We start from the raw sequence: 10,128 nt of genomic DNA, 5'->3' as shown, positions 1-10,128 counted from the left end.
CCGGGACCCCGCCATGCCCAACATCCGACGGCAGCCCCGCGCCCCCCGGCACATGGATCACCCCAGATCAGCCGACGCCAACCGAAACAGCGAGGTTAGGAGTTTTCCCCGGGCGCGGCTGTGACCTGCGGAAACGTCAGCCACAGGTGTATGGCCTGGGAAAACACCACTCCGTGGTTCTCGCGTGTTCACGGGGTTTCGCGGCCTCATATGTGCTGAATCCGTTCTGGATGAAAGCCATCCTAGGAGCAGTTGGCGGCCCGCGCCCTGCATGCGACGTCTTCGCCGTCCTGCTGCGGGAGGCCCGTGACGATTCGTGGAGCTGGAGCGGCACCTCACTCTGAGTCAGGGTGCGGATCGCGGGCGCGCTTGCCCCGGTGCGCCGTGGCGCAGAGCCGAATGATCAGGGCCGCATGGCCGCTTCCCCTCGACTGGCGCTCGTCGACCCCGGTGTCGCGGTGGCCGATGTTCAGCGCGACGAGGGCCGCGACCTCAAGGTCGCGGCCCTCGTCGCCGTTGCGCGCATGACAAATGCTTCCCCGAGCGATCAGGGTCCGCCGCAGAAGTCCCGCTGATCCGCCTCGGTCAGAATCCGAGTGACCGCCGCGAAGTCGTCGGCACGGTTCCCGGGGCTCACACGTAGTCGCCCCTGGCCGCCGAGTAGTGCACCACGGCGGCCGGTGTGCCGTCGGCGAGGATGCCGGTGATCCGGAAGTACGACGTCTCGCCGAGCGGCAGGGGCACGGCGGCGCGGTAGATGCGGTTCGGGGCCGCGGCGATGGAGGTGACCGGTTCGTACGTCCTGGTGGCCACGTTCCAGCGCTCCAGGCGGTGCTCGGTGATGCCGGCGCAGGCCGTCATGTCGGAGCAGGCCCACTCCAAGCGGCCGGTTCTGGTCACGGCGTCGGGGTTGAGGACGGTGAGCACGCCGGAGTCCTCGCCGAGGGCGTCGTCGGGCCTGTTGTCGAGTTCGGTGGTGGTGACGGTGGGGGCCAGGTCGAGGCCGATGTGGTTGCCCCACTGGTCGATCGCTACGACGAGGAAGGTCACCGTCTCGCCGTCCGCCGGTCCGGCGCACAGCATCGCGTTCGGCAGGGCGGTGGGCTTCTTGGGGTCGACGGCGTCGGAGCACCCGTCACTGTTGTAGCCGGTGCTGCCGTCCGGCCGCCGTACGACGCGGGTGGCGGCGTAGCTCAGGCCGCTCTCGGCGGGGGCGTCCCAGCTCAGCAGGACGCCGTCGGCGCGGGGCGTGGCGGTCAGGCCGGTGAGCGGGGCCGGGGGAACGCTGTCGGGGGTCACCGAACGCGGCGCGGACATCGGGGACGCGTTGCCGGCGGCGTCGGTCACCACGGCGGCGTAGGTGTAGGCGGTGCCGTCGAACGCCGGCAGTTCGTCCATGTACGCGTAGGTCGACGTCGGCGACGAGTCCTTCGACGCTGTGCCGATGAGTTCGGGGCTGTCGCCGAGGGTGTCGCCGGTGGACCGGTAGATGCTGATGGTGCCGCCGATCCTTATCTCCTCCTCGGTCCGGCCGTCCCAGTTGATCTTCAGAGAGCTGGGGGTGTTCGCCATGTGGGACACGGCGATGACGGGTGCCGTCGGGGCGACGGTGTCGACCGGGGTGACCGTCAGGACGGGTGTGCTCTCGGAGAGGTTCCCGGCGCGGTCGGTGACGCAGATGTAGTAGCGGATGGGCTTGCCGTTGCGGGGCAGTTTGGTGTCGGTCCAGGAGGTCCTGTCGGTCAGGACCATGGGCATCCAGTCACCCACCGCGGTCTGCCGGTAGACCCGGTAGTAGGCGAGGTCCATCTCCTTGTTGGGCGTCCAGGAGAAGGTGGCGGAGTCGGTGCCCTTGTCGTACACCACCTTCGCCCCGGTGGGTGCGAGAGGGGCGACACGGTCCACGGTGGCGCCGGTGCGGGGCGCGTAGGCGAACTTGACGGCGGCGGCACCGGTCCAGTTGACGTAGTCGACGCGGAGGGTGTGGGTGCCACGGGGGATGGTCAGGTTGACGGTCCGGGAGACGGTGCTGGACCCGTTCTTCCACAGGTCGATCTTGCGCGCGCCGTCGAGGTACACACGGATGCCGTCCTGGCCGGAGGCGGTGAACGCGAAAGGACCTCCGGAGCCGAAGTCGCGGGTGATCTGCCAGCGGACGCCGAAGTTGTCCTTGGCGACGCCGGGGACCCCGGGCGATTTGGTGCCCCAGTTCTCGTTGATCGCGGTGTCACAGTCCGTGCGCTTCGGCGCGCCCGAGAAGCTGGTGTTCGCGAAGAACTGCCGGGTGTAGGTGTTCGTCGCGCAGGCAGCCGCCGACGCCGGGGAGGTGGCGACCGCGACAAGAGTGCCCGTCATCGCGACCACCACCGCGGTCGCGGCGGCCAAACGGGATCTTCCGACCCTTCTCACTGCATCCCCTTTTAGCGTGTGACCGTCCCTCGGACAGTCGTACGAGAAGTGGGATACATGAGAGCAGTCTGTGGTTGCACGGCCAAGCGGTTTCCGGTCGCCGCCGGTGACGAGTGCCCTCAGGCGGAGGATGTCGATTCATACCAGTTGGGGTCGTCCGAGACGCCGGTCGGGAGACCATGAGCCGCAGGGGCCGCCTGCTCAGGCGACGCCGGCAGAGGAAACTGCCGTCAAGACCTGCTGTCACTGCCCTGCGGCCGATGGTCGCGGGGCAGTGACAGCAGGCACATGCGGTGCCCCCGGCAGGATTCGAACCTGCGACACCCGCTTTAGGAGTTTTCCCCGGGTGAGGCCGTGAACTGCGTAAACGCATCTCGCAGCGCGACTGACCTGCGAAATCACTTCTACGCGGTTCTCGTGTGTTCTCAGTCGTTTCCGGCCTCATGTGTGCTGAATTCGTTCCGGTTGGTTGCTGGGCCGGGGGTGGGCACCTGATGTGGAGCCTTGTCGCCTCATCGACGAGGGCGACCGGGCGAACTCCGTAAGAACTGCCGCTGTGGCTCGGCGGGCAGGCGGACGGATGCTCCGCTCCCACCCCAAAGCTGTGAGCGGGCAGGTGGAAACCCGTAGCCTGGGACCAGCAGCAGTACGCAGCCTGATCAAGCGGAGGGGATGCCGATGACCACGGCCCCGAGCGGGCCTCACCCGCCACCCTCGTCGTCGCACCCGTTGCGGACCATCCGTGACATTCGGGAGTCCCTGCCTGAGGGCCAGCGTCGGCACTTCGACGCAGAGCTTGCCGACACGGAGATCGAGGCACTGCCAGAGATGCTGCACCGTTGGGTGACCCTGAGCAACGACGGCTTCGAGGAGTTCCTGCTCTCCCGGCCCTTCGAGGGTCTGGAGTTCGGTGCCCGCTCCTACGACGAGCAGACGGACGCCGAGTGATCTACCTGTTCGACACCAATGTCGTCGCCGAGCTGACGACCCGGGCGAAGCCCGACCCCCGCGTCCTGGCCTGGTTCCGGTCCACGGCCAGGCCCAACCGCTTCCTGAGCGTGATCACCATGGCCGAGATCGAGGCCGGCGTGGCCGCTACTCCGGATCCTGTACGCCAGGCCCGCTACGCACAAGCTCTCGCTGCGGCACGGCACGAATACCGCGACCGCATCGCGCCGATCGGCGAACCGGAAGCGGCCGCCTACCTCACCGTCCACAAGACGCTCAAGGCCGCCGGCACCAGCATCGACCCGCCGGATGCACTGATCGCTGCCACCGCCCTGGCCAACGGCTGGACGGTGGCCACACGCAACATCAAGCACATGGCCCGAACCGGGTCTCTGGTGGTCAATCCATGGGAGCAGCAACTGTAGGTCGAGGAGCCCTTCACCTATATGTGCTGCGAGGTCGGAGACCCTGCAGCCCACTCGGGCTGCAGGGTCTCCGACCTGCTTTTTCTCTGTGCCCCCGGCAGGATTCGAACCTGCGACACCCGCTTTAGGAGTTTTCCATGGGCGGGGCCAGGACCTGCGGAAATGTACGATGCTGGGCGTCTGGCCTGGGAAAACGCTCCTCTGCAGTTCTCACGTGTTCACGAAGCTTCCTGACCTCATGTGTGCCGAATGTGTTCTGGGTCGACTGGCAGAGGGTGACCTCTCGGGTGGATCGGGGGAGGTGACGCAGCCAGGGGAAGTGCTGGCCGCAAGCGCCGTGGCGGCTTGCGCTATGCATTTGGAGATATATACCGTTGATTGCATGACGGAGCGGTGGGAGATCGAGATCGAACCCGAGGTGAGGGATTGGCTGGAGCTACTTCCGTTCCGCCTCTACCGGCGGGTGGAGGACAAGACGGACCGTCTCCTGGACGAGCCGGCGACGCTTGGTGAGCCGTACTCGCGTCACCTGGGCGGCAAGCTGCGTGAGCTGCGCTTCGAGCTGGACGGCGAGGCCGTGCGCATTCCGTACTGGCTCGCCCCCCGGGCAGCGGATCGTTCTGCTGACGGTGTTCCGTAAGACGAGGATGCGTGAGGCGGCGGAAGTCGAACGTGCGCATCAGGCCCAGAAGGTTGCGAGGCCGAGCACGGCCGGGCTGAGCACACCCATGATCGGCGCAAGGAGAGCTGATGAATCACAGCACGTGGAGGACGCGCCGGGCCCGGCAGCTTACGGGTGAGGCGGTGGAGTACGACCAGGAGTACGTCGACGCACGGCTGGCCGGCGATCTGGGGCAGGCGGTCTACGACCGTCGGATCGAGCTCGGCCTGTCCCAGGCCGAGCTGGCCGAGCGGGCCGGGATGACGCAGCCTCAGGTGTCCCGGATGGAGGGCGGCGACACCGTGCCGACGCTTCCGCTGCTGCGGCGCCTGGCCAAGGCCCTGGACGGCACGCTGAACCTGGCCATCGACGAGGGTGACTCCCGTGTCACCTTCACCCCCCACGCCGCCTGAAACCGAACCGCCAAAAGGCCCCGGACCATGATCGGTCCGGGGTCTTTTGGCTGGTGCCCCCGGCAGGATTCGAACCTGCGACACCCACTTTAGGAGTTTTCCCCGGGCAGGGCTGTGACCTGCGGAAACGGCAGCCGAATGGTCTCTGGCCCCGGAAAACACCTCTCTGCAGTTCTCGTGTGTTCACGGGATTTCCCGGCCTCATGTGTGCCGAATCCGTTCTGGCTGGGGCCGGCTGCCCGGGACAGGGCGATTCTGGAAACATCGACGCCCGTGGCACGAGGAGTAGCGTGGAAACGCGAGGCGAGCCCCATGATCGCACCGATTTCCGAAGACGGGTGATCCTCATGACCGGCTCCGATTCACGGCCCGTTTCCCGGCATCTGCCCAGTGGCGTTCACGAGGCCGTGCAGCCGGGGTGTGCGCTGCTCCGGCTGGAGACCACGGAGGCACGCGAAGGCGTCCTCGATGGTGCGTGGTGGCCGCGGTCGCGCGACATCGGTGCCGAGCTGCCCGCGCTGCTGAGCGCTCTCACCGGCCACCTCGGCCCCGTCACGCGCGTCGGGCTGGACGCCGCGGCCTGGGAAGGGCTCCCGACGCGGATCGTCGTCGAGGACCGGGTGGTGCACATCGACTCCTTTCCGGTGGGCGACGACACCGTCCTGATCACTCGCGGCGATCAGGACATCTTCTCCCTGCTGGTGGTTCCGCCGGACACGGCACCCGAGGCCGCCCGCGCCGCGATGGCTCAGGCCGTCCGGGCCGACAACGTCACCCAGGCGGAACAGATTCTCATCGACATCGAAAGCGCACAGGGGCCGCACGGACTGAGAGCGAGCCGTGGGCGGCGGAGCGGCACTGGACGACACTGGTGAGGTCAGCCGCGCCACTCCACCAGGAGCAGCGTCGCGTCGTCCGTGGTGTGTCCGCCCCGCGCCCGCTTGAGCGTGTGGGACAAGGAGCGCGCCACTGCCCGGATCCCGCGGCCGGTTCTCTCCAACTGGTTCACCCAGTCGATCAGCTGTCCCTCTCCGAACTGCTCTTCACCCATCGCGTGTTCCTCGATCAGTCCGTCGGTGAAGCAGAGGAGGCGGTCCCCCGGCTCCAGCTTCATCTCGCAAATCTGCGGCTCCGGACCGCCGAAGCCCACAGGGAGGGTCGTCGGACCGGTCAGCCGGAGGGCTACACGATGATCACGGACGAGCATCGGTGACGGGTGCCCGGCGTTGACCCACTGAAGATGTCCCGTCGTGGTGTCCAGCTGCAGCATCTGCGCGGTGACGAAGTGCTCGGGGCCGAACTGGTCCGCCACAGCGCGGTCCATGAAGTCGTAGATCTCCGGCAGCCCGGTGCCGGCGCGGCGGGCGTGGCGGTAGGCACCGATGGCAACGGTGGCCATCGTGGCCGCGTCCAGGCCGTGGCCCATCGCGTCGATCATGGCCACGTGGAGGACGTCTCCGTTGAGGGCGTAGTCGAAGCTGTCCCCCGCCACGTCGTAGGCGGGTTCCAGGATCCCGGCCACGGCGACCCGAGGCATGAGCATCGCCAGTGGCGGCAGCAGGGACCACTGGATCTCCGCGGCGACGCTCATCGGTTCACGGCGTCGGACACCGAAGAGGAGGTCGGAGTAGCCATGCTTGGTCACCAGTAGGTCGGCCACCAGGCCGGCGATCCTGCGCAGTATGCGGCGGTCGTGGTCGTCGACGCTGTCCAACGTGACTGCCATGACCCCGACCTGGTCGCCGCCGTCCAGCAGCGGCAGGTGGACCCGCACGCCGTCGTCCTCGGGCAGCTCGACGGGGTGAGCGTCGAGAAAGCAGCGGCCCGCCACGGAGTCGTCGATCACCTGCGGTTCGCCCTCCGTGAGGCCGTCGCCGGGCAGGGGTACCAGCAGCAGTTGTCCGTAGTCCTGCAGCAGCACCTGCGGTCGGCGGCCCCCGAGCCGCTCCATCATGTCGGCGACCAAGGGCCCGATGAGATGGGGCGGCAGTTCATGCGCGCGATCGAGGACCTCGCCCAGCAGAGCTTCCCCGAAGCTCTCGGAGCGGTCCGCCCGCCGTCCGGTCGTCATCCACTCACCCGCCACGGGCCGGGCCGGTCAGGGCGGCGGGCTGGGACGACGCAGGGTCTGCCGGTGTCATCGCTCCATCGAGGGGTCGTAGACGCCCGGATCGGCCCGGGCACGTGGGCCCGACCGGATCGGGTTGCTCATCTGAGTCCGGCTCCTCCTTCCGACTCCCATGTGTCCTGGCCGTCGGAGCCGCACTCGGCGAGTGCGAGCAGGCGCGGAGCCGACAGCGAGTTCCGGGGGTCGGCGGCAGCGATCAGCAGCCCGGCAGCCGTTCCGGCCGGCTCGTCCGGTGGGATCACCAGCAGTTCCCAGCGTCCCACGCTGCCGCAGTCCACGGTGATGGCATGCGCCTCGGCGGCGAGGTCGGTCAGGTCCACCTCGATCACATGCCCGGGCGCCATCACCTTCTGCGGGGCATCGGGCCAGGCGGCGGTCCCCACGGTGACGTGGATGACGGTGCCGACGCTCGGATCCAGGGAGCCGACCAGCGCGGGCAGTTCCAGTTCCAGTTCGGCGCAACGCGGCCACCATGCTCCGTCCAGCGGGCCGTGGCTGGCGTCCCGCGTGAGGCGAAGCCGGGGCACGGGCATCCGGTAGGTGTGTCCCTCTGCCGGACCTTCGGCGGGCTTGGTGATGGCGTCCATCGTGCGATCCCGTCCCGGGCGGCTCACGGCTGCCCGTGTCTGTCACTCGCCGGGAACGGCGCCGCCGTGGTCGTGCGCCCGAAAAGCTCTCGGTACCTGCCAGGTTACTCCCGGCCGTCGCGGGCGGCGCGGCGCGCAGCCGTCGCGCGGAGATACGTCCGTACGGCAGACGACGGGTGGCGTGACCGCCGCGGCAGGTACGAACGCCGGCTCATCGCCCCTCCGCCACATCATCGGCATGCCGGGGACAGCCCTTCGACAGGCAGGTTCAACACGCAGGGGGCGACGGGGCCGGGCAGCCCGACGACCTCACCCATGTTCTGCCAGCCCCAGGACGAGAAGGCGGCTTGTCCTGCCTGGTCGGCAGGATGCAGCAGGGTGACTCCGAGGGAGGAGTGCAGGTCTGTGAGCAGACGCTGTTGCAGGCGGCGGGCGATATCGCGGTGCTGAGCGTGCGGATGGGCCACGACCTGGGTGAGGACGACGAACCGAGCGCGGGAGGTGAGCCGCTGGATGGTCTCCTGGAGCGTTCCGTCGAACCCCCGCCGGCCGGAGCCCTCAGGGCCCACCGGAAAACCGAAGGCGCAACCGACCAGCACCGTCGTCTCGGCGACCAGCAGCGCGAAGCCGGGGCGGTGGGCCGTGACCGCCAAGCGGCGCAGGAAGTCTCCACGGTCGTGGTACGCCTCGCCGGGGGTGCCCGCGACAGACTCCGCAGCCAGGTCTGCGATGTCCTCGCACATGCCTTCGGCCTGCCAGCGGGTCAGCCGGCGAAGACGGATCGCGTCCTTGAGGACCGGCTGATCCGGCCGACGAGCGGGGTCTTCGGGCGCCCGCGTCGCGGTCCTCATGAGGTCGCCGGGTGCGGCGGGCGGCACGGGGCTCACGGGAGCCGCAAGGAGCAGCGAAGCGGATCCGGTGACAGCGAGGAGCTGGGTGATCTGCGCGCACGGGTGGTGCAGCCGTAGGGAGGCGTGAACCCGGCCGGCGCGCCGTGACGCCGACAGGAGGACGTCCAAGCCCCTGGCGTCGCAGGAGCCGACCGTGGTCAGGTCGATATCGATCACGGTGACACCGTCCAGCAGACACTGCTCCAATGCGGCCCGCAGCAGCGGCGTCGTGGCCGGTCCGATGTCACCGGCGAGTGTGACGAGCGTCCGCTCCCCTCGGTTCCGCCGGCGGATGTCCAGCCGGGAAAAGGCCATCACGCTTCACCTCGGCCGACGCGTGGACCAGCGGGTGCTCAGCGCGGCCCCAACCATGATGCGCTTGCGTGGAGTTGCTTCGACCGCGGCGGACATGATGCCGACCCGTCTCCGCGCCGACCACTGGGGCGGCTCGGGTTCGTCTCTCGCCGAGGACGACCCGGCGCGGCGGCCGGAGTGCGTGGTGCCCTCGGTACGTCAACCCTACGTCGCCTGCGACGGGAAGCGGCTGCGCCGAGGGTGCCAGGAGTACGGTGGGGAGGGTCGAGGGTACTTCGTACACCGGTGACAGGGCTGGTCTCGTCCTCGGCGCGCGGCTCGGTAGGGGCCGCGTGACACCTCACGGGCCGTTTCCAGCCCGGGACAGGTTCCGCCCGATGACCACCGAATCCCTGCACTCACCGTACTCATCCCTAACCTTGGACGTTCCGGATGCCCGTCCCGCCGGGGGCAGGGTCGAGGTCCGCATCGTCTCCATGGACGCCGAAGCGGCCCGGCACGTCGCGGACGCTCTCCGGCTGCTGTTCGCCGGGGGCGAGCAACGCAGTTACCCGGCGTTCCCGTCAGGTAGAGGGACGCGTCTGCACCTCACGCTCGACCCCGAGCGGGGCGCCGGCCCGCTCCGCTCCTGGCTGGAGGCCAGCAGGCCGCCGGTCGACCGGACACATCCGGGCGAGACGGCGTAATGCGTGTGGCCGCCGGGCGGGCCGTCGCCCGCCGAACCCCCGACCGTGGCGAGTCCCCCACCCCTACCGCCCCAGGAGTCCTCATGACCACCACCCTTTCGCTTCACCCGCCTTCCGCCCGGCTCCGGCTGGGGGAGCAGTCCTTCCAGGACGGCTCGGCCCGGCGTATCGACGGGGCCTGGTGGCCGAGGTCCTACGACCTGACCGCCGAGCTCCCCGGACTGCTCGCCGGGCTGCCGCACCGCTGGGGGCACATCAGCAGCGTTCTCGTGAACGGGACGATGTGGTCGCTGTCCGGGGACGGGATGCTCATCGAGGACCAGAAGGTGCACCTGCGCCGGACGGACTTGCCGCGAGCCGAACACACCATCTGCCTGCTCGCTCCCGGGTACGGCCGCTGGGACCTGCTCGTCGTGCCACCCGCCGCCACGGAGGAGGAGGCCGAGCGGCTCATGGAGACGGCCACGGCACCCGCCCCGCTTGCGGGGCGCACTGCCTGACCTGGACGGGCCGGCCTGTGCAGGTGCGCTGCCGTGCCTCACAGGCCACCGCAAGGGCCTGCAGTGTGCTCAGATTTCCCCGACGACAGGGCGTTTGAAGCATCAAGTCTTGAGGCAGCCGACTGTGACGCGTTGGCCCTTCAGCCGGGGCAGGTTGCGCACGCAG

The 10,128-nt window shown here is 69.0% G+C and carries 10 protein-coding genes and 1 pseudogene; 7 read left to right on the top strand and 4 right to left on the bottom strand.

All coding sequences use genetic code 11. The features are described 5' to 3' along the window. Positions 1 to 350 precede the first annotated feature (350 nt). Complete coding sequence (locus ACWC91_RS21215; RefSeq protein ID WP_450643709.1) at positions 351 to 575, top strand: hypothetical protein; 225 nt, start codon at positions 351 to 353, stop codon at positions 573 to 575. Positions 576 to 633: 58 nt separating this feature from the next. On the opposite strand, the gene ACWC91_RS21210 is transcribed toward ACWC91_RS21215, so the two are convergent. Continuing rightward, the gene (locus ACWC91_RS21210) at positions 634 to 2,355 is read right to left on the bottom strand and encodes a PA14 domain-containing protein (protein WP_450643708.1); all 1,722 of its coding nucleotides are present in this window, start codon (positions 2,353 to 2,355) and stop codon (positions 634 to 636) included. A 998-nt stretch (positions 2,356 to 3,353) separates the two neighbouring features. On the opposite strand from ACWC91_RS21210, the gene ACWC91_RS21205 reads away from it, so the two are divergent. The 4 genes and pseudogenes from ACWC91_RS21205 to ACWC91_RS21190 all read left to right on the top strand — a co-directional run bounded on the left by ACWC91_RS21205 (position 3,354) and on the right by ACWC91_RS21190 (position 5,731). Then, positions 3,354 to 3,782 (top strand): PIN domain-containing protein, encoded by a 429-nt coding sequence (locus ACWC91_RS21205; protein WP_225074710.1) that lies wholly within the window; start codon positions 3,354 to 3,356, stop codon positions 3,780 to 3,782. Between the two features lie 382 nt (positions 3,783 to 4,164). Beyond that, positions 4,165 to 4,533 (top strand): annotated as a pseudogene (locus ACWC91_RS21200) (type II toxin-antitoxin system RelE/ParE family toxin). Continuing rightward, a complete protein-coding gene (locus tag ACWC91_RS21195; RefSeq protein WP_450643707.1) occupies positions 4,533 to 4,856 on the top strand; it encodes a helix-turn-helix domain-containing protein in 324 nt (107 codons plus the stop codon). Before ACWC91_RS21200 ends, ACWC91_RS21195 begins: the two are co-directional and overlap by 1 nt. Positions 4,857 to 5,203: 347 nt before the next feature. After that, complete coding sequence (locus ACWC91_RS21190) at positions 5,204 to 5,731, top strand: DUF5994 family protein (protein WP_225074712.1); 528 nt, start codon at positions 5,204 to 5,206, stop codon at positions 5,729 to 5,731. A 2-nt stretch (positions 5,732 to 5,733) separates the two neighbouring features. On the opposite strand, the gene ACWC91_RS21185 is transcribed toward ACWC91_RS21190, so the two are convergent. The 3 genes from ACWC91_RS21185 to ACWC91_RS21175 form a co-directional block, all read right to left on the bottom strand. Next, positions 5,734 to 6,927: a PP2C family protein-serine/threonine phosphatase gene (locus ACWC91_RS21185; protein WP_225074713.1), complete on the bottom strand. Its 1,194-nt coding sequence runs from the start codon at positions 6,925 to 6,927 to the stop codon at positions 5,734 to 5,736. 137 nt (positions 6,928 to 7,064) lie between these two features. Continuing rightward, positions 7,065 to 7,571 carry a DUF5994 family protein gene (locus ACWC91_RS21180; protein ID WP_225074714.1) on the bottom strand — a complete coding sequence of 169 codons (507 nt, stop codon included), beginning with the start codon at positions 7,569 to 7,571 and terminating at the stop codon, positions 7,065 to 7,067. A 230-nt stretch (positions 7,572 to 7,801) separates the two neighbouring features. Next, complete coding sequence (locus ACWC91_RS21175; protein WP_225074715.1) at positions 7,802 to 8,776, bottom strand: STAS domain-containing protein; 975 nt, start codon at positions 8,774 to 8,776, stop codon at positions 7,802 to 7,804. Between the two features lie 419 nt (positions 8,777 to 9,195). On the opposite strand from ACWC91_RS21175, the gene ACWC91_RS21170 reads away from it, so the two are divergent. Beyond that, positions 9,196 to 9,462 carry a hypothetical protein gene (locus tag ACWC91_RS21170; protein WP_281156808.1) on the top strand — a complete coding sequence of 89 codons (267 nt, stop codon included), beginning with the start codon at positions 9,196 to 9,198 and terminating at the stop codon, positions 9,460 to 9,462. A gap of 83 nt (positions 9,463 to 9,545) precedes the next feature. Next, entirely contained in the window at positions 9,546 to 9,962 is a 417-nt protein-coding gene (locus ACWC91_RS21165; RefSeq protein ID WP_225074717.1) for a DUF5994 family protein, read from the top strand. Positions 9,963 to 10,128: the final 166 nt, after the last annotated feature.

The organism is Streptomyces sp. NPDC001204 (genome assembly GCF_053598035.1).
This window is presented reverse-complemented; position numbering and strand designations above follow the sequence as displayed.

Bases quoted from the DNA above. Each gene is read 5' to 3' on its own strand.
- ACWC91_RS21210 (WP_450643708.1), bottom strand. From the start codon at position 2,355: ATGACGGGCACTCTTGTCGCGGTCGCCACCTCCCCGGCGTCGGCGGCT.
- ACWC91_RS21195 (WP_450643707.1), top strand. From the start codon at position 4,533: ATGAATCACAGCACGTGGAGGACGCGCCGGGCCCGGCAGCTTACGGGT.
- ACWC91_RS21190 (WP_225074712.1), top strand. From the start codon at position 5,204: ATGACCGGCTCCGATTCACGGCCCGTTTCCCGGCATCTGCCCAGTGGC.
- ACWC91_RS21185 (WP_225074713.1), bottom strand. From the start codon at position 6,927: ATGACGACCGGACGGCGGGCGGACCGCTCCGAGAGCTTCGGGGAAGCT.
- ACWC91_RS21180 (WP_225074714.1), bottom strand. From the start codon at position 7,571: ATGGACGCCATCACCAAGCCCGCCGAAGGTCCGGCAGAGGGACACACC.
- ACWC91_RS21175 (WP_225074715.1), bottom strand. From the start codon at position 8,776: ATGGCCTTTTCCCGGCTGGACATCCGCCGGCGGAACCGAGGGGAGCGG.
- ACWC91_RS21165 (WP_225074717.1), top strand. From the start codon at position 9,546: ATGACCACCACCCTTTCGCTTCACCCGCCTTCCGCCCGGCTCCGGCTG.